Source organism: Mesorhizobium sp. B2-4-12 (assembly GCF_006441575.1).
Taxonomy (GTDB): Bacteria; Pseudomonadota; Alphaproteobacteria; order Rhizobiales; family Rhizobiaceae; genus Mesorhizobium.
In genome coordinates this window covers 1-18152 of sequence record NZ_VFVC01000042.1, presented here as the reverse complement: position 1 = coordinate 18152, position 18152 = coordinate 1, and the positions used below count along the sequence as shown (strand labels likewise).

Here is an 18152-nt window from a genome sequence, read left to right as displayed (position 1 = left end):
GCGGCGGGCTGGGCGTGCCGGAAAGCTGCGTCGCGTCATGCTGGTCCGGACGAGGAAGAGCTACCAGATTCCGGTTCTGAGGCCCGTCCAGAGATAGAACCAGATGGTCGGATGATACCATTGCCGTGACGGCAAGCCCGGATCGATGGTGGCGAGCCTTCCAGCCAGGACATCGCGGACCGCCGCCACGCAGATGTCGCGCGAAAAGGCGGCCTGCCGCAGGGCATAGTTTGAGATGTTGTCGCCGCGTTCGGGTTTGCCGCGCGCCTGCCGCAACGCACCGCCGGTGTCGACGCCGGCATCGACCAGGAGCACCGTGGTGCCAAAATTCTGCGCGTCGCCTGATGCCACCGCCCAGTAGCCGCCGTTCATGCCACGGTATTTGGGCGTGATACCGGCGTGGTAGTTGATAACGGGACAAGCGATTTTCGACAGCGTGGCGCGCGTCAGCATCCGGCAGCCGGCGAGAAACACGACGTCCGGCTGGAGCCTCGCCATGGCATCCAGGCATTCGGGTGCGTTGGCGGAGGGGACGTGTATGATCGACTGCCCCGGTTTCGGTTCGGTCTGCAGTTTCTGCTCGGCGATCATCCTGTCGGCATGACCGGCAAAGAAGCGTTTTCCCAGGCGCGTCAGCATCATCGTGCCCAACTGGCCGATGACGGGGACCCAACCCTGGCGCCGGGCGCGCCTGACCAGCAATTGCTTTTTGGATTCAGGCGTTTCGAGGATGACGTTGACGGGACCCAAACTGTCGGCGATGGCGTTGATGACCGCCCAGATATGCGGCCCGCCTTCGGTGACGACGACGATGTTCGACTTCGGGGATTCCATGGTCGCGATGCACCGCTGGACAAGACGCGGCCGGTTCCGGCCTTGGCGCACGCGATGGTAGGGCGTCCGGGTTAATCCTTGGTGATCAGGCTCCGGGCATCATCAGTCGCGATAATATCTCGGTGGCAACCGCAACCAAAATTAGACGTAACTGATGCTATTTCATGACAATCCATCCGTTGTGGAAGGATATTCCCCCTCGAAATAAATCCCGTCGTTTCAATGGATATGGCTTGTCAGCCGCCGAGAGGATCAATGCTAAAATCAGATCGCGTATTGCCCCGACCTCGGAAGCGCTGAATGCAGCCCTGGCCCCAGGGTGATGGTTCCCAATATTGTGTTTGCTGTTGTATCCAAACGAAATAATTTCTACGCCGTAGTGGTTTCCATCAGGCTCGTATACAGCAGCAAATTCACCGAAATAGACGCCGTCTTCTCCCAGTTCTACTGCCAGTACTTCATGAGGCTCTTCGTCCGCGCCGAGTTGCAGGCCAACAAATCGCGCCTTGCCATTACCCAAAGTAATCCAGTCGAGCACACCCATTGTCAGCACGTCCGCGATTGATGCCAGTGTTCAAGTCGATATGGATGGTAAAGAAATTTTCTGCCGTCTTGCAAATGGCTAATTAGTAATCGAGAAATCTCCCAGAGCTTCGGCAATGGTGGTTGCGGTTGACTGGAACAGCGTCTTTTCGGGCTGGCGCACAATTTACCCATTCGCGGCAGCCTGTCATCCGTGCCTAATAGCGTCGCGGGACAAAAATCATGGCGCGACGAAATGCGAATCTTGCTCACGGGATCGTCGGGTTGGCTGGGCAGCGCGCTGGCGCCGCGGCTGCGCGGCCTTGGTCATGAGGTGATCGGGATCGATCCGGTGCCCTCGACGGAGACCCAGATTGTCGGCTCGATCGCGGATCGTGAGCTTGTTATACGCACTGTCCGCGACAACCGGATCGAAGCGATCATCCACAGTGGCGCGCTGCACAAGCCCAACATCGAGAATAGCGCCAACAGCGATTTCGTCGCCGCCAATGTGCAAGGCACGCTCAACCTGCTGGATGCGGCGGTGGCAGAGGGCGTCGAGCGCTTCGTCTTCACCTCGACGACGTCGCTGATGATTTCGCAAGCGATACGCGACGGCTTCAAGGGCGGCGCGCGCAAGGCCGCCTGGCTGACGGAGGCGATGTCGCCCGAGCCGCGCAACATCTATGGCGTCACCAAGCTCTCGGCCGAGCATCTCTGCCGCCTCTACCATCTTCAGCACGGCCTGCCGGCGGTCGTGCTGCGCACGGCCCGCTTCTTTCCCGAGGCCGATGACATGGCGCATGCGATCGAACAGTCGGACGCCAACACCAAGGCGAACGAGCTGCTGTTTCGCCGGCTGACGGTGGAGGACGCTGCGGCGGCACATATCGCCGCGTTGGAGAAGACGCCACAACTCGGCTTCGATGCTTTCATCGTCTCAGCGCCGACGCCGTTCCAGCCCAACGACTGCGACGCGCTTATCCGGGATGCGCCATCGGTCGTCGCACGCTATTTTCCGGACTTTCCGGAGCTCTACGCACGAAAACGCTGGACGATGTTTTCCTCTATCGACCGGGTCTATGACGCGTCGCGAGCAAGAGACAGGTTGGGTTTCGTCTGCAGGACGAGCTTTGCCGACGTATTGGCGGCGCTAAGGGCGGAGGAGGGGGCAGCCTGATTGTCAGGGGTGTGCCGCGGCACTCGCTAGTCCTGCCGTCAGATCCCCGAAGCCGGTCGCACGCCGCTCATAGGTGAGGCCAAGCAGGGCCGCGGCCTTCTCGGCGACCCTGTCGAGTTCGGGGTCGTTCGTCTGGGCGAGATAGATCAGCTTTTCGTAGTTGCCGAAATAGTCCTTGATCAGCTCCGGGTGCCTGTCGAGGCCGAGCGGCTTCATGAAGAAGGCGTCGAACTGACGGCACAGGAAGTCCGTCATGTAGAAGGACATCATGTCGTCGTCGGCGACCTTCGCGTAGGCCTCCATGCCTTGATAGAAGGCGAAGCAATGCGGTCCGGCCATGCGCTCGACGCCGTGCTTCTCCAGGACGCGATCAAGCAGGCCGCCGGTGCCGCAATCGGCATAGCCGACAAAGATGTGCTCGTAACCCTCTGCCTTGGCCTTCTCGATCGCGTTATCCATGGCCGGCGCGATGCGGTCGGGATAGAAATGAAATTCCGCCGGCAGACATGTCAATTCGAGATGATGCAGCCCGAGCTGTTCCTTGACGGCCAACACCTCGCGGGCAATCATCCCGCAGGCGATGATAAGCACCTTGTCCGCTTGATTCGGTTTGGTTTTCTGTGTCTTGGCCATGATGGAACCAGTCGAGCCGGCCTTTGTTGCCACGGGGCTAATTTATCTATCGAGGGAGACGCCGTCCATGAAACTGCTACGCGTAGCGCCTATTGCCGTTCTTGCCTGTGCCCTGGCCCTTACGGCCTGCGCGAACACCGTCCGCGGCGTCGGCAAGGACGTCAAATCGACGGCCAGGGCGGTCAAGGACACCGTCACCAAACCCTGATCCGCGCGGCCTTCCCAATCATTTGGGAACAAAAAAGCCGCGCTGCAAGGCGCGGCTTTTTAGGGGTCATTGCGGAGCCGTCAGGCTCAAGCCGAAGCGCGTACGTTGTGCTTGCGCTTCATGTAGTCCTTGGCGGTCTCGACCGCCACCGCCGCATCGCGGCAATAAGCGTCGGCGCCGACAGCCTTGCCGAACTCCTCGTTGAGCGGCGCGCCGCCAACCAGCACGACATAGTCGTCGCGGATGCCCTTTTCCTTCATGGTGTCGATGACGACCTTCATATAGGGCATGGTGGTGGTGAGCAGCGCCGACATGCCGATGATGTCGGGCTGATGCTGCTCGATTGCATCCAGATACTTCTCGACCGCGTTGTTGATGCCGAGATCGATGACGTCGAAGCCGGCGCCTTCCATCATCATGCCGACGAGGTTCTTGCCGATATCGTGGATATCGCCCTTGACGGTGCCGATCACCATCTTGCCCTGCTTGGGCGCGCCGGTGGCGGCGAGCAGCGGGCGCAGGATGAACATGCCGGCCTTCATCGCATTGGCGGACAAAAGCACCTCGGGAACGAACAGGATGCCGTCGCGAAAATCCTCGCCGACGATGCGCATGCCTTCGACAAGCGCTTCGGTCAGCACCTTGTAAGGCGCCCAGCCGCGCTCGAGCAGGATGCGCGTGCCTTCCTCGATCTCTTCCTTCAACCCGTCATAGAGGTCGTCGTGCATCTGCTGCACCAGCTCGTCGTCGGAAAGTTCAGAAAGGATGATCTCGTCGTCGGACATTTTTAACCCAGCTCCCTACGGCATCGCGACTGTGTCGCAAGGCACAAAATATTAGCGTCCATACCTAACCCGCAACGGGTGTGTATCCATAGCTGATTTGCGACTTCCCGCAAAAGGAAAGCGACTGGAAAATCTATTGGTTTTCTTGTCGATTTTGCGACAGGCGTTGGCGCGGACGGGCCGTTTCGAATAGGGTGCATGGCTACGATCCGGCGAAAGCCGCGTCATGCGGCCGCAACGGTTACGGACCAGCCGGATCAGGCCACAATTGGGCCAGGCCATATTCAGGGAAGAACGATCATGAGCGAACACGCGGCAGTCGACCAGGAAGCGTCAAACGCACGGCGTGGGCGCGGTGCCAGCGGTGGAGCGGCGGCCAGGCGTGCGGCGCGCTCCGGCGGCGGGCCCGGCACGCAACTCACCTATATCAAACGCAAGATCAACGTCTATGAGGTGCTCAACGAGGAAGGGCTGGCCCTGATCGAGAAGAACACCGATACGGTGCTCGAAGAGATCGGCATCATCTTCCGCGACGATGCCGAAGCGCTGCAGCTGTGGAAAGAGGCCGGCGCCGACGTCAAGGGCGAGCGCGTCCATTTCCCGAAAGGTCTCTGCCGCTCGCTGCTGAAGACCGCGCCATCCATCTATACCCAGCATGCCCGCAATGCCGAGCGCTCGGTGCAGATCGGCGGCAATGCCACGGTGTTCGCGCCGGTCTATGGCCCGCCCTTCGTGCGCGACCTCGATGGTGTCAGGCGCTACGCGACGATCGAGGATTTCCAGAACTTCGTGAAGCTCGCCTATATGGCGCCGTCGATCCACCATTCGGGCGGCACGGTGTGCGAACCGGTCGACGTGCCGGTGAACAAGCGCCACCTCGACATGGTCTACGCGCATATCAAATATTCCGACAAGCCGTTCATGGGCTCGGTGACGGCGCCGGAGCGCGCCGAGGACACCGTGGCGATGGCCAAGCTCGTCTTCGGCGACGACTTTGTCGAGAACAACACGGTCCTGACCAGCCTCATCAACGCCAACTCGCCGATGGTGTTCGACGAGACCATGCTGGGCGCGCTGAAGGTCTATTCGCGCCACAACCAGGCCTGCATCGTCACGCCGTTCATCCTGGCCGGCGCAATGAGCCCGGTGACGGTCGCCGGCACGCTGACGCAGGTTCTGGCCGAGGTGCTGGCGGGCGCCTCGTTCACGCAGCTGATCCGGCCGGGCGCGCCGGTGCTGTTCGGCACCTTCGCCTCGTCGATCTCGATGCAATCGGGCGCGCCGACCTTCGGCACGCCGGAGCCGTCATTGGTGTCTTACGGCGCGGCGCAACTCGCCCGCCGGCTCGGCCTGCCGTTTCGCACCGGCGGCTCGCTGTGCGCCTCGAAAGTCCCGGATGCACAGGCGGCCTATGAAAGCGCCAACACGCTGAACTCGACCATCCTTGCCGGTACCAACTTCGTCCTGCATTCGGCCGGCTGGCTCGAGGGCGGGCTGGCCTCCTGCTACGAAAAATTCATGATGGACATCGACCAGCTCGGCATGCAGCAGAAATTCTGCGAAGGCGTCGATCTGTCCGAAAACGGCCAGGCCATGGACGCCATCCGCCAGGTCGGCCCGGGCAGCCATTATCTCGGTTGCGACCACACCCAAGCCAATTTCCAGACGGCGTTCTACCGGTCCAACATCGCCGACAACAATTCCTATGAGCAGTGGCTGGCCGAGGGTGAGAAGACCGCACCGCAGCGTGCCAACGATCTCGCCCGCCGTTGGCTGGAAAGCTATGAAGCGCCGCATCTCGACCCGAGCATCGACGAAGCGCTGAAGGACTTCATCGCCAGGAAGAAGGGGTCGATGCCCGACGCCTTCACTTGAAAGGAGCCCGAGTCAGGCGGGGCTAAAGTCGCCAACATCATCCACAAGGAAGTCTGGCGGAGCGCTTTTTCCGATCCGGACAAGAAGGGATGAGTCTGTGCGCGGCATGATCGAGGAGATCGCGGCCGCGCTTGGCGCCCACGGGCTCATCCTGCGCGGCGGCTTTGTCTTTCCCGATGATGAGGATGTTCCTCCTAGCGCCTCGGGCGCTGGCGCAAGGTCCGTCCTGCTCGTAGGGCAGGCGGGCGCGGCACCCTGGCCGCATTTCCTGCGCTGGCGGGAAAGGCAGACGCAGGTCATCGCCAATCCTCTCGATGCGTGGTCACGCGACGTGATCGGCGCGGTCGCGGAGAAGTTTGGTGCCCGCGCCGTCTCGCCCTCCGACCGTCCCTATCTGCCATTCCAGCAATGGGCGATGCGGGCAGAGGGGCTAAAACGGTCGCCGCTCGGTATTCTCATGCATCCACGATACGGGCTTTGGCATGCCTATCGCGGCGCGTTGCTGTTCGAGGACGAGATCGCGCTTCCGGAGCAGGCCGCGGCGATCCATCTTTGCGACGCCTGTGTCGACAAACCCTGCCTGAAATCCTGTCCGGTCGGCGCCTATTCGATCGAGGGGTTCGCCTACCAAACCTGCCTGGCGCATGTGCGGGGAGCAGATGGGGAGCCCTGCCGGAGCGGCGGTTGCCTTGACCGAAATGCCTGTCCTCATGGCACGTCCTACCGCTATCCGCCGGAGGTCCAGGCCTTTCATATGGCGAGCTTCATGCGCTAGCGGCACGCCGCCGGCGGCAAAGATGCCGGCGAATGCACGAAAAGAACTTGCCACATACACCCCCGTGGCTCCTTTGCGGGGAATATGCGTCGTGGCCGGTCGATACGCTTTTGTGAACGCCGCCCGTCAGCCTGGCCTTGCCCTTCCAACCGGCGCCGATATGTATGTGCCACGATCAGAAGGGACCCGGCCATGGCGAAACGCAATATCGAGATAAAGACCGGCGATGGTGTCGCAAGAGCAGGGCTGTTCCGCTCGTCCGCCGCTTCACCGACCAAGGCCGGGATCATTCTCTATCAGGACGCTTTCGGTCCGCGACCGGCGCTCGACGATATGGCCGAGCGGCTGGCGGACGAGGGCTATGCGGTGCTGGTTCCCGACCTTTTTTATCGCAACGCGCCCTATGGTCCGTTCGACGCCAAGACCGCCTTCGCTGACGAGAAGACCAAGGCAGCGCTGATGGCGCTGGTCACCGGCACGACGCAGGAGATGACCATCAGCGACAGCGCCGCGTTTCTGGACGCTCTTGCCGCCGAAGGTGCCACCGGCCCGCTCGGCACCGTCGGCTATTGCATGGGCGGTGCGCGGGCGCTTAACGCGGCCGCGGCCTATCCGGACCGCATCAAGGCCGCCGCCAGCTTCCACGGCGGCAATCTGGCCAGCGATGCCGCCGACAGCCCGCACCGCAAGGCGGCCGCCTTCAAGGCGCGTGTCTATGTCGGCATGGCGGGTGTCGACCGGAGTTTTCCGCCCGAACAGTCGACGCGGCTGGAGGAGGCACTGCGGACTGCCGAAGTCGACCACACGATCGAGAACTATGTCGGCATGGCGCATGGCTGGTGCGTGCCGGACCATAGCGTTTATGACGAAGCTGGCGCCGAGCGGCATTGGAGGCGGTTGACGGCGCTGTTTGCGGAGACGCTGAGTTAGAGTTCTACTGGCGAGGAGAGCACTCGAGAGTTCGCGCCGCTCTTCATCCGGCCTTCGGGCACCTTCTCCCCGTGAACGGGAAGAAGGAAGAACGACCTCACAAAAATCTTTCCATCATCCCAAGGATTAGCCATTAGCCTTCGTCCAACAGGCAAATGATGGCGATGATGCTGGATGAGAGCGAAGCCTCCGACGCCGAACTGATCGAGCGGGCGAAGGGCGGAGACCGGGGGGCCTTCGGCAAACTGCTGGAGCGTCACTACGACTTCGTCTATCGCGCCGCCTACCGCTGGTGCGGCAGGAAGGCCGATGCCGAGGATATCGCCCAGGAAGTCTGTGCCCGGCTAGGCCGGGCGATCCGCGACTATCGCGGCGGCGGGGCCTTCACCACCTGGCTCTACGCCATGACGATGAACGCGGCGCGTGACATGATACGCAAGACCGCGCGCGAAACGGTGAAGACCGAAGCCTACGGTGTTCATGCGCTGATTTCCGGCGAGGCCTCGGCCGAACCGGAAGACCCGTCCGAGGCCCTGTGGGTGGCGGTGCGGCGGCTTCCGGACAAGCAGCGCGATGCCGTGCTGCTTGTCTATGGCGAGGGCTTGAGCCACGCGGCCGCCGCCGAGGCGATGGCGATCTCGGAGACGACGGTTTCCTGGCACATCCATGAAGCGAAGAAACGGCTGAAAACGCTGATGCGCTCGGCCGGGGAAGTGTGACCATGGTCGACGACAACGAACTCAGAAAGCTGCGCGACACAGCAGTACCGGCGCCGGGCGAGAGCGCGAAGGCACGCGCCTTCGAGGCCGCCATGCGCGCCTATGATCAGGAAAATATTTCCGTCACCCAAGGATCGGCTGCAGGGCTTCGTCTCACAGAGCGAGCACAAAAGCTCTGGAGCGAAATCATGCAAAAGAAACTCATCGCCACGCCGGCTCTTGCCGGGCTCGTCGCCCTGCCGATCGCCGGATATGCCGCCTTCCATCTGCTGAGGGAGCCGTCGCCGTTTGGCGGCGACCAGAAAATCACCGAGACGCTTGCCGACAAGCCGGCGTCAGTGAAGCCGCTGGCCAAGCAGGCGCCGAGAGATCAGCCGATCAACGAGCCGCTCGCGGCCACGGCGCCGACGACGGACAAGAAAGCCGGCGCGGATGTCGAAAGCCGCGATGCCGCCGATGCGCTTGTGGCGCCGCCCCCACCGCCGAAGCCCGAATCCACCGCTGCCGGATCGGCACAGCAGAGCGCTCAGGAGCGTGGCGTTCTGGCAGAGCCCGCGCCGGCACCGCTTCCGTTGAACAATACCGCTGGCGCGCCCAGCGCCTCGCGGGTTGCCCGCATGCAGGCTGGCGAGTCCAAACTGATGGTGCAGCAGCCGGCCATGGCGCCGGCCGATCAGATTGCGCCGCAAGGGGAAAACCGCAATCGCATCGAGGACTTCAAGACCAACCCCATTCACGCCGCGGCGGAGGATCCGGTCTCGACCTTCTCGATCGACGTCGACACCGCCTCCTATTCCTTCGTGCGCCGTTCGCTGAAGGAAGGGGCCTTGCCGCGGGCCGACACGGTCCGTGTCGAGGAGATGATCAACTACTTCCCCTATGACTGGAAGGGTCCTGACTCGGCGTCTACACCGTTCAATTCGACCGTCAGCGTCATGCCGACGCCGTGGAACGCGCACACCAAGCTGATGCATGTCGCCATCAAGGGGTTCGACATCAAGCCAACCGAACAACCGAAGGCCAATCTGGTGTTCCTGATCGACGTCTCGGGCTCGATGGATGAACCCGACAAATTGCCGCTTCTGCAGTCGGCCTTCCGGCTGCTGGTCAACAAGCTCAAGCCGGACGACACCGTATCGATCGTCACCTATGCCGGTGATGCGGGCACCGTCCTCGAGCCGACCAAGGCATCCGAAAAGGACAAGATCCTCAATGCTATCGACAAGCTGACGCCCGGTGGTAGCACGGCTGGCGAGGCGGGCATCAAGGAGGCCTACAGGCTGGCGCAAAAATCCTTCGTCAAGGACGGCGTCAACCGGGTGATGCTGGCCACCGATGGCGACTTCAATGTTGGCCAGAGCGACGACGACGACCTGAAGCGCCTGATCGAACAGGAACGCAAGAGCGGCGTCTTCCTGTCGGTGTTCGGCTTCGGCCACGACAATCTGAACGACCGGATGATGCAGACCATCGCGCAGAACGGCAACGGCACCGCCGCCTATATCGACACACTGGCCGAGGCGGAAAAAGTGTTGGTCGAGGATGCCTCCTCGACGCTGTTCCCTATCGCCAAGGACGTGAAGATCCAGGTCGAGTTCAATCCGAGCAAGGTCTCGGAATACCGCCTGATCGGCTACGAGACCCGGGCGCTCAACCGTGAGGATTTCAATAACGACCACGTCGATGCCGGCGATATCGGCTCGGGCCATTCGGTCACCGCGATCTATGAGATTACGCCCAAGGGCAGCGGTGGCGAGCAGATCGATCCGCTGCGTTACGGTCAGGCCACGGTCAACAATGGCGGTGTCGCCAACGCGGACGAATATGCCTTCGTCAAGATCCGTTACAAGCTGCCGAACGAGGACGTCTCGAAGCTGATCACCACGCCGGTGACCTCGGCCAACGAGGTGTCGTCGTTCGACCAGGCGGGCACCGACCAGCGCTTCTCGGTCGCGGTCGCGGCCTTCGGCCAGAAGTTGCGCGACGAGGATGCGACCGCGAAGTTCGGTTACGACAAGATCATGGAGATCGCCACTGCCGCCCGGGGGCCCGACCCGTTTGGGTACAGGTCCGAGTTCCTCTCGCTTGTGCGCCTTGCCTCGGCGCTGGGCGGTAACCGGTAGTGGCAATACGGCCGGTTTTCAGATGATGGGGTCGTTCCGACGGCGGAAACCGGCCCGCGAGCGGGTAAGGCAGGCCGGCGAGGGGATATTCCCTTGCCGGCCTTTTTTCGCGGAATGGTCCAGTTCGTTAAATTGCGCGGCATTTCCGGTACCGGATCGCAACCCCCTGCTTGCTAAACCCGTCATGTCCACGGGCTTGAGGGAGCCGGAATTGCAGATCAGAACGTTCGTCAGTTCGATACCACCGGCACGGGACGCTTTGGCGGTTTCATCAACCCCGTCGGCCGAATCCAGACGCATCAGCGATGATGTCGCGCAGGCGCGCCACACCGCCATGTCGGCACTGACCAATGATCGTTTTCGCGCCATGCTGGAACAGATCACGGACCCCGCCACGTCGGGTGCGCTGATGACGATGCGCGGCGATAGTGTCGTCGACTTCAAGTCGGCGCAGTCAAGCTACGCCGACTACAGCGAATAAACCGAGAGATATCAGGTCCGGCTGCGACGCCGCTCGCGGCGGGCTTCGCTGGTCTCGGCGGTGTTCTCCGTCGCCACCTTGTTGCGCATCGGGCCGATACGCTCGATGATCTTCTCAACCGTTGGGCGATCCGCCTTGGTATGGGCATCGAGCGCCTTGCGCATGGCGGCAAGATGCTGGAACGAGGTGCCGCAGCAGCCACCGACAATCTTTGCCCCGGCGTCGACGGCGAGGCGCACATAGTCGGCCATCAGTTCGGGCGTGCCGGAATAGTGGATTTCGGTGCCGCGGAATTCGGGAATGCCGCAATTGCCCTTGACGATGACGGTCGCCTCCGGCTTCGCATCGGTCATGTCAAGCAGCGACGCTAGGATATCGGAGGCGCCGACGCCGCAATTGGCGCCGACGCCGAGCGGGGCCTCGGAAAGGCCATCGACGACGCCGTGTATGTCTTTCGGCAGCAGGCCCATCATGGTGCGCCCGGCAGTGTCGAAGGAGCCGGTATAGGTGTAGGGCAGACCGACGCGGATGGCGGCTTGCGCCGCGGCGCGAATCTCGTCGGGCGCCGACATGGTCTCGATCCAGGCGACTTCGGCGCCACCTTCCTTGAGACCTTCGATCTGCTCGGCGAAGGCATCGACCGCCTCGTCATAGGTCATGGCGCCAAGCGGCACCAGCAGTTCACCCGTCGGGCCGACGGAGCCCGCAACAATCACCTTGCGGTCGGCCTGGTCGGCGACAGCGCGGGCGATTTCGGCGGCGCGCTTGTTCAGCGCATGCACGCGGTCCTGCGCGTGGTGCAGCTTCAGCCGGTGGCGGGTGCCGCCAAAGGAATTGGTAAGGATGATGTCGGCGCCGGCATCGACGAAATTCTGGTGCAGGCTGGTAATGGTGTCGGGCGCCGTCTCGTTCAGCAGTTCCGGCGCCTCGCCGGCCTCCAGTCCCATGGCGAACAAATTGGTGCCCGTGGCGCCATCGGCCAAGAGCACGCCCTTTTCAGCCAGAAGTGCGTCGATCGGGTTGGTGGTCGTCATCGGATTGGCTTTCATGCTCTGAATTCGAATAAGGATATAAAGAAGTCTTTATGTCTAGTCAATGAAATAGCAACCGGACCATCGCTCAGGCGGTTGCCATTCCTCACGCCGCTCAGACAGAGCCTGATGCGAACGGCATGCCGGCCAGATTGCGCGCGAAGGCAGCGGCCTCATGCGGGTTGACGTCGGCGGCACGGATCAGATTGTCGAAATGCCGGGTCAGTGCCTGGACCGGCTGAGTGGCGTTCAGCACCACATACATGTCGCCGACATAGATGGCGGCGCGATAGGGGCCGAAGATGGTCAGCGGGATCGAATAGCGCATGCGGCCGTCATAAAGAAACAGGCGAAAGGTCGGGTAGAGGTCGTCGAGCAGTGTCGCCATATGGGTAAGCTGCTGCTGACGGTCGGCCGCGGGGAAACGGTCCCACACGCCGAGGCCGCGTGCGAAGATCTCCAGCGTGTGACGCGGCATGCAGACTTCCATGTCGGTTTCCGGGCGCCGGTTGTATTCGATGCGGTATCGGGTCTCGCTGGCCTGTGCCAGACGGCTCCTGTTGGTGATGTTGGCCTCGTAATCGACGAGCGCGTGGGTTCGCAGGAGATCGGGAATGCCGGCCGGCACATAGCGGATCTTGGTGCCCGCGGCTTCAGCGAACCATTTGGCGAGCAGCGTGCGGTCGAAACCGTCCGGCGCTTCCTCGATCTCCAGGCTTTCGCGGATTTCACCGGTGACGCCTTCGTCCTGGCTGAGGCCAAGCAGCCAGTCCAGCGATACCTTGAATTCGGCGGCTATGTTGAGCAGCGTTTCGGCCCTCGGCAGGCGTGTCGAGGCGCCCGACATCAACTGCGACAGAGCCGACCGATCGATGCCGACGGCTGTCGCGAATGCCGACTGGTTCAGGTCCGAGCGTGTCAGGAGCAGCTTCAGGCGCTCCCGAAAAATCGTCGACAAGTCGCGTTTGTCCATCCTATCGCTCCTTGCTTCGGGAGGAAAAATTTGCGCCGAAAGAGCCCTATGGGGACTTTAGGCGTAAACGAATCCCTAAGACTGTTTACAATGTACAACATATGCGGCCAAAAATGCGCAGACGCAACATTTTGTACACTTTGTCGCGTTGAGTGGAATCATCTCTCCTGACACAATGCTGTCAGGAACCAGTTGGGGTTCCGGCGACTGAGGGACAGTGGTCGATAGCATGGCAGGCAAGAGCATCAAGCGACGCAGTACACCGGCCATCGAATGGCCTACGGTGGTCCTCGCTTTCTTCTGTTACGGAACATGGCTTGCCACCGGCTTCCTGCTCTGGCCCTCCTATCCCATCCTGGCGCTCGTCATGCTCGGTTTCACCTTGGCGTTGCAGTCGTCGATCATGCACGAAGTGCTGCATGGCCATCCGACGCGCAGCGCGTTGATCAATGAAGCTTTCGTCTTCCTGCCGATCGGTCTGGTCTGGCCGTTCCGCCGCTTCAAGACGCTTCATTTGCGCCACCATGCCGATGAGCGGCTGACCGATCCGCTCGACGATCCGGAAAGCTACTATCAGGCGCTGTGGCAGCATGACGAACTGCCGCCGACGATGAAATTCCTGCTCAAGATTAACAATACGATGGCTGGTCGCTTTTTCCTCGGCCCGTGGCTGTCCTGCATCGGCTTCTTCATCGACGACGCCAAGCATGCAATGGCCGGCGACAAGGCGATCCGCAAAGCCTGGCTGTTGCATGCCATCGGTCTCGCCGTCGTGGTGCCGATCGTGCAGTTCGGCTTCGGCATTCCGCTGTGGCTTTATATTTTGGCGCCGGTCTGGCTCGGCCAGTCGCTGATCGCGATCCGCACCTTTGCCGAGCATCAATGGTCCGAGCACCCGGAAGGCCGCACCGTGATCGTCGAGCGCTCGCCGCTGTCATTCCTGTTCCTCAACAACAACCTGCACTTCGTGCATCACAAGAGCCCCACCGTTGCTTGGTATCGGCTGCCGAAACTGTTTCGCGACCGCCGCGACGACTGGCTGCGGATGAACAACGGCTATGCCTATCCGAACTACTTCGCGCTGATCAAATCCTATGCCTTCAAGGCCAAGGAACCGATCGTGCATCCGGTTCTGCGGCGCGCGCCTGAGCACGGCCGGGCCTTCAAGCCGCGTATTCGCGCGCGCAACATCAATGGGCTCGGCACCGCGCCGGTGCCCGCCGAGCCGCCCAAGGAATAGTTCCTGGACAGCCCGGGATCCGTGTCGCCCAATTCTGATTGGGCGCCGTGTTTCTGCGATCCTTTCTCCAGGCATGGTGATTGAGTGCCGGCATGAGCGAATTTGTTGCTGCTTTGCCTATGTACGACTGGCCAGAAGCACTCGGCGAGGTCGATGCCCAATGGGCTCAGTTGCGTGATGCCTTCCGGCAAAAAGGGATCGATGCGCCGAAAACCATCGTGCGGCGAAATGGCGACTTGCCGCCGGCTCCGGGCGGCATACTCGATGCCCAAGGAGCTTTGATCGCACCGGATCCGGCGACATTGCCGGCGGACGAACTCGATTTCCACGAAATATGGCTGCACCCGGCGCTGCTGTTCGCGCAGGCCTGCTGGGGGCCAATGGAGCTTGGGCTGTCGAGCCATGTGCAGGTGGTCGGCCAGCCGAGCTACGACGCCTATGAGGGCGGGCAGGGCGAGCTTTATTCGAGCGCACTGGTGATGCGGGCAGGCGAGGGGCCGGAGGTGCGGTCACCCGCGGGCGGTATGGCCTTGCTGCCGCTCGATGTCATCCGGGGCAAGCGCTTCACCTTCAACAGCCTGGATTCCATGTCGGGCATCATCGCGCTGACGCGCGATCTGCAGGCGGCCGGCGAAAGTCTCGATATTTTTTCATCGCGCAGCGAAAGCGGTGGCCATCGCGGCTCGATCGTCGCTGTAGCCGAGGGCAGGGCGGATCTCGCCGCGATTGATTGTGAAAGCTGGGCGCTGGCGCAGCGTTTCGAGCCGGCTGCGCGCAAGGTCGTGACCGTCGGCTGGACGGCACGACGCCGAGGCTTGCCCTTCATCACCGCCAGGACGACGCCGGAAACGACAGTCCGGGCCATGCGCGACGCTCTTGCCGAACTAGCCGAGCAGCCTCTGATCCAACGGGTAGGTTGAAAGCTGCTGGTTGCCGCTTTCAGTGATCAGGATCTGCTCCTCGATCTTGACGCCCTCGCGCCCGCCGAGCCGGCCGATATAGCTTTCCACGCACAAAACCATGCCGGGTTCGAGCACACCGTCCGGCGTATCCGGCGTCCAGTCGCCGGCATGGGGCAGGGTCGGGTATTCGTCGGCGAGGCCAACGCCGTGGTAGAGCACGCCATAGCGGGTCGGGAAACAGTCGCCCGGCGGCACCGCCGAGCGTTCGACAAGGTCGCGGAACGAGATGCCCGGCTGCATCAGTTCGGTGTTGTGCTCGATCTGGGCGGCGGCGATGCGGAACAGGTCGCGCTGTTCGTTGGTCGGCTTCGTATCGCCGCACAGCCATGTGCGGGAGAGATCGGCGCAGAAGCCGTAGGGGCCAACGAGGTCGGTGTCGAAGGCGACGAGGTCGCCGTCTTCGATAATGCGCGACGAGCATTCCTGGAACCATGGATTGGTGCGCGGGCCCGACGCCAGCAGCCGTGTCTCGATCCATTCGCCGCCGCGCGCGATGTTGCCGCGATGCAGTTCCGCCCACAATTCGTTTTCGGAGATGCCGGGCTTCAACGCCTGTTCCATCTCACCCATCGCCGCCTCGCAGGCGACGATGGCCCGGCGCATGGCAAGAACCTCATCCGGCGATTTGATCAGCCGGGCATTCTCCATCACCGCTTCGCCATTGCCAATGGAAACACCAAGGCGCGCCAGTTCCTCGACGCCTTCCGGGTCGATGTGATCAACCGCGATACGGCTGTTGCCGCCGCCGTGCTCCCTGACCAGATCAGCGATGCCAGCGGCCCAGCGGCGGACCTTCTGCTCGGTCAGGTCGCCGCTGTAGAGATACATCCATGACACCGCCGGCCGTACCTCGTCGACGACGCCGGAATGGTCGGACAGGTGTTCGCAGGAAAAATAGTCGAACAGCACCACGGGACCATCGGTGGCGACGAAACAATGCCGCGTCGGGTTGTGCGCCACCCACAGCTGCATGTTGGTCGAATCGGTCGAGTATCGGATGTTGACGGGGTCGTAGAGCAGCGCACCGGCATAACCGCGACGCTTCAGCTCGGCGCGGATGCGCTCGAGCCGGTATTGTCGCATCGCCGGCAGATCGGGGGCGGCAATGCCTGCCGCCGCCCATTCCGCTTCAGCCTGGGCACCATAGCCCAGCACATGCTGGTTGAGCGAAGCCGCCTTCTCACGGGAGGCTTCGCGCAGCGCCTCGATCGAGCCCGGTTCGAAAGGCATGATCTTGCGATGGCGGCCGAAGCTTCCCTTTGGCGCCGCGCCGTCCATGGCCGACCCTCAGGTCCGCATCTTCTCGCCGCTCGGGTCGAAAGGCGCTTCGACATTGATGCGGGCAGGACGCCGGTGTCCAAGGATCTCGATCTCGAACAACCCGGCGCTTTCGTCCTCGGCCAAGGCCGCCGGCACGTAGCCCTGCGCCATCGACTTCTGGACGTAATGTGCGTAGCCGCCCGACGTCACCCAGCCGACCACGCGCCAGTCGCCGTCGACGATGCCGCGCACGGCGGACGCGCCTTCGGCAGCCTTGGAGCCGCGTACTTCCTTGCCTGAGGTGTCGAAGCGCGGTGCGCCATAGCCATGCGGCTTTTCCACCGTGCCATAATCCTTGCTGACCTTTGCCCAGATCGGCTCGTCGCCCATCACGTCGGCGTCGGCAGCGTCGACGATGAAGGAGACGCGGCGCAGCTTTGGCCCTTCGGCCTGTTCCTTGGCAGCAGCTTCGCGGCCGATGAAGTCGTTCTTTTCGAGCTTGATGAAGCGGTCCATCGAGCCTTCGAACGGTCCGTAGATCGGGCGCAATTCGCGGAACCAGGTGGGGAAGTTCTTTTCCAGGCGCATCGATAGCAAAGCGCGCATGCCGAAATCGACCAGGCCGAACTCTTCACCGGCGTCCTTAATCGCCTTGTAGACAAGACGCTGGTAGGCGGGCGCCATCCAGATTTCGTAGCCGAGGTCGCCGGTGTAGGTGATGCGGTTGACCATGCAAGGCGCACCGCCGACCGCCATCTCACGGAAGTCCATGAAGCGGAAGGCCTTGGTCGAGATGTCGACATCGACCAGCTTCTGCAGCAGGTCACGCGATTTCGGTCCGGCGATCGAAAGGCCGACGAGCGTCTGGTCGAAGCGGTGAATACGGACAGAGCCATCCTTGGGCAGGTGCTTCTCGAACCAGCGCATGTGGTATTTCTGCGCCGCCGACGAGCCCCAGATCATGAAGCGGTCCTCGGCTGACTTGGCGATGGTGAAATCGCCGATCAGCTTGCCGAACTCATTGATCATCGGCGTCAGCACGATGCGGCCGGTCTTCGGCATGCGGTTGGTCATCAGCCGGTTGAGGAACTCTTCCGCGCCCGGTCCCGACACTTCGTATTTGGCGAAGTTGGCGATTTCGGTGACGCCGACGCGCTCACGCGTGGCCCGCACTTCCTCGCCGATCGGGCCAAAATCGTTCGAGCGATGGAAGGAGACGATGTCCTTGGGTTCCTTGCCCTTGGGTGCGAACCAGAGCGGGGTTTCCAGACCCCAGGAGTCGCCCATGACCGCGTTGTTGGCGAGCATCGTGTCGTAGAGCGGCGTTGTCTGCGCTGGGCGCGCCGCCGGCAGTTCCTCATTGGGGAAGCGGATGGAGAAGCGGCGCGAATAGTTTTCGCGCACCTTGGCGTTGGTGTAGCGCAGGCCGGCCCATTCGCCGAAACGGGCGACATCCATGCCCCAGACGTCGAAGCCGGGGTCGCCATGGACCATCCAGTTCGACAAAGCGAGGCCGACGCCGCCGCCCTGGCTGAAGCCGGCCATGACGGCGCAGGAAATGGCTCATGGCGCGGCCTCCGGCGTATCGGAGGCATTTCCCGACGTCGAATCCGATGGATTC

18 protein-coding genes and 1 pseudogene are annotated in these 18152 nt (G+C 62.3%); 10 read left to right on the top strand and 9 right to left on the bottom strand.

What is annotated here, in order from left to right; all coding sequences use genetic code 11:
• Nucleotides 1-60: 60 nt before the first annotated feature.
• Nucleotides 61-834: a formyl transferase gene (locus FJ934_RS21800; RefSeq protein ID WP_140612305.1), complete on the bottom strand. Its 774-nt coding sequence runs from the start codon at nt 832-834 to the stop codon at nt 61-63.
• 157 nt (nt 835-991) lie between these two features.
• Nucleotides 992-1378, bottom strand: coding sequence for a hypothetical protein (locus FJ934_RS21795; protein ID WP_140612303.1), 387 nt, complete (start codon nt 1376-1378; stop codon nt 992-994).
• A 234-nt stretch (nt 1379-1612) separates the two neighbouring features.
• On the opposite strand from FJ934_RS21795, the gene FJ934_RS21790 reads away from it, so the two are divergent.
• A complete protein-coding gene (locus tag FJ934_RS21790) occupies nt 1613-2536 on the top strand; it encodes an NAD(P)-dependent oxidoreductase (RefSeq protein ID WP_140612301.1) in 924 nt (307 codons plus the stop codon).
• Between the two features lie 3 nt (nt 2537-2539).
• On the opposite strand, the gene FJ934_RS21785 is transcribed toward FJ934_RS21790, so the two are convergent.
• A complete protein-coding gene (locus FJ934_RS21785; protein WP_140612299.1) occupies nt 2540-3169 on the bottom strand; it encodes a DUF1638 domain-containing protein in 630 nt (209 codons plus the stop codon).
• A gap of 67 nt (nt 3170-3236) precedes the next feature.
• On the opposite strand from FJ934_RS21785, the gene FJ934_RS21780 reads away from it, so the two are divergent.
• Nucleotides 3237-3377 (top strand): entericidin A/B family lipoprotein, encoded by a 141-nt coding sequence (locus FJ934_RS21780; RefSeq protein ID WP_140612297.1) that lies wholly within the window; start codon nt 3237-3239, stop codon nt 3375-3377.
• A gap of 86 nt (nt 3378-3463) precedes the next feature.
• On the opposite strand, the gene FJ934_RS21775 is transcribed toward FJ934_RS21780, so the two are convergent.
• Nucleotides 3464-4162, bottom strand: coding sequence for a B12-binding domain-containing protein (locus FJ934_RS21775; RefSeq protein WP_140495658.1), 699 nt, complete (start codon nt 4160-4162; stop codon nt 3464-3466).
• A 300-nt stretch (nt 4163-4462) separates the two neighbouring features.
• On the opposite strand from FJ934_RS21775, the gene FJ934_RS21770 reads away from it, so the two are divergent.
• From FJ934_RS21770 to FJ934_RS21750, 5 genes are all read left to right on the top strand, one after another.
• Nucleotides 4463-6037: a trimethylamine methyltransferase family protein gene (locus tag FJ934_RS21770; protein ID WP_140612295.1), complete on the top strand. Its 1575-nt coding sequence runs from the start codon at nt 4463-4465 to the stop codon at nt 6035-6037.
• A 97-nt stretch (nt 6038-6134) separates the two neighbouring features.
• Nucleotides 6135-6812, top strand: coding sequence for a hypothetical protein (locus FJ934_RS21765; RefSeq protein WP_181165715.1), 678 nt, complete (start codon nt 6135-6137; stop codon nt 6810-6812).
• Nucleotides 6813-7004: 192 nt separating this feature from the next.
• Nucleotides 7005-7742: a dienelactone hydrolase family protein gene (locus tag FJ934_RS21760; RefSeq protein ID WP_140612293.1), complete on the top strand. Its 738-nt coding sequence runs from the start codon at nt 7005-7007 to the stop codon at nt 7740-7742.
• A gap of 158 nt (nt 7743-7900) precedes the next feature.
• The gene (locus FJ934_RS21755) at nt 7901-8461 is read left to right on the top strand and encodes an RNA polymerase sigma factor (RefSeq protein ID WP_140612366.1); all 561 of its coding nucleotides are present in this window, start codon (nt 7901-7903) and stop codon (nt 8459-8461) included.
• 2 nt (nt 8462-8463) lie between these two features.
• The gene (locus tag FJ934_RS21750; RefSeq protein ID WP_140612291.1) at nt 8464-10584 is read left to right on the top strand and encodes a VWA domain-containing protein; all 2121 of its coding nucleotides are present in this window, start codon (nt 8464-8466) and stop codon (nt 10582-10584) included.
• Nucleotides 10585-10602: 18 nt separating this feature from the next.
• Here FJ934_RS21750 and FJ934_RS28505 read toward each other — a convergent pair whose 3' ends face one another.
• Entirely contained in the window at nt 10603-10920 is a 318-nt protein-coding gene (locus FJ934_RS28505; RefSeq protein WP_140612289.1) for a hypothetical protein, read from the bottom strand.
• Between FJ934_RS28505 and FJ934_RS28500 the strand changes: the two genes are divergently transcribed.
• Nucleotides 10919-11065: a hypothetical protein gene (locus FJ934_RS28500; RefSeq protein ID WP_140612287.1), complete on the top strand. Its 147-nt coding sequence runs from the start codon at nt 10919-10921 to the stop codon at nt 11063-11065. The two genes, FJ934_RS28505 and FJ934_RS28500, sit on opposite strands and share 2 nt — an antisense overlap.
• Nucleotides 11066-11076: 11 nt before the next feature.
• Here FJ934_RS28500 and bmt read toward each other — a convergent pair whose 3' ends face one another.
• Both bmt and FJ934_RS21730 read right to left on the bottom strand, forming a co-directional pair.
• On the bottom strand, nt 11077-12099 hold the full coding sequence (gene bmt / locus FJ934_RS21735; protein ID WP_181165718.1) for a betaine--homocysteine S-methyltransferase: 1023 nt from the start codon (nt 12097-12099) through the stop codon (nt 11077-11079).
• A gap of 112 nt (nt 12100-12211) precedes the next feature.
• The gene (locus FJ934_RS21730) at nt 12212-13069 is read right to left on the bottom strand and encodes a helix-turn-helix transcriptional regulator (RefSeq protein WP_140612283.1); all 858 of its coding nucleotides are present in this window, start codon (nt 13067-13069) and stop codon (nt 12212-12214) included.
• A gap of 229 nt (nt 13070-13298) precedes the next feature.
• Here FJ934_RS21730 and FJ934_RS21725 point away from each other — a divergent pair, with 229 nt between their 5' ends.
• Together FJ934_RS21725 and FJ934_RS21720 are read left to right on the top strand one after the other, a co-directional pair.
• Complete coding sequence (locus FJ934_RS21725) at nt 13299-14309, top strand: fatty acid desaturase (RefSeq protein ID WP_181165713.1); 1011 nt, start codon at nt 13299-13301, stop codon at nt 14307-14309.
• A 92-nt stretch (nt 14310-14401) separates the two neighbouring features.
• A complete protein-coding gene (locus FJ934_RS21720) occupies nt 14402-15229 on the top strand; it encodes a PhnD/SsuA/transferrin family substrate-binding protein (protein ID WP_140612281.1) in 828 nt (275 codons plus the stop codon).
• On the opposite strand, the gene FJ934_RS21715 is transcribed toward FJ934_RS21720, so the two are convergent.
• A complete protein-coding gene (locus FJ934_RS21715) occupies nt 15194-16549 on the bottom strand; it encodes a Xaa-Pro peptidase family protein (protein ID WP_140612279.1) in 1356 nt (451 codons plus the stop codon). The genes FJ934_RS21720 and FJ934_RS21715 overlap by 36 nt on opposite strands.
• A gap of 9 nt (nt 16550-16558) precedes the next feature.
• A pseudogene (locus FJ934_RS21710) lies at nt 16559-18088 on the bottom strand (glycine cleavage T C-terminal barrel domain-containing protein); the annotation flags it as partial.
• Between the last annotated feature and the right edge of the window lie 64 nt (nt 18089-18152).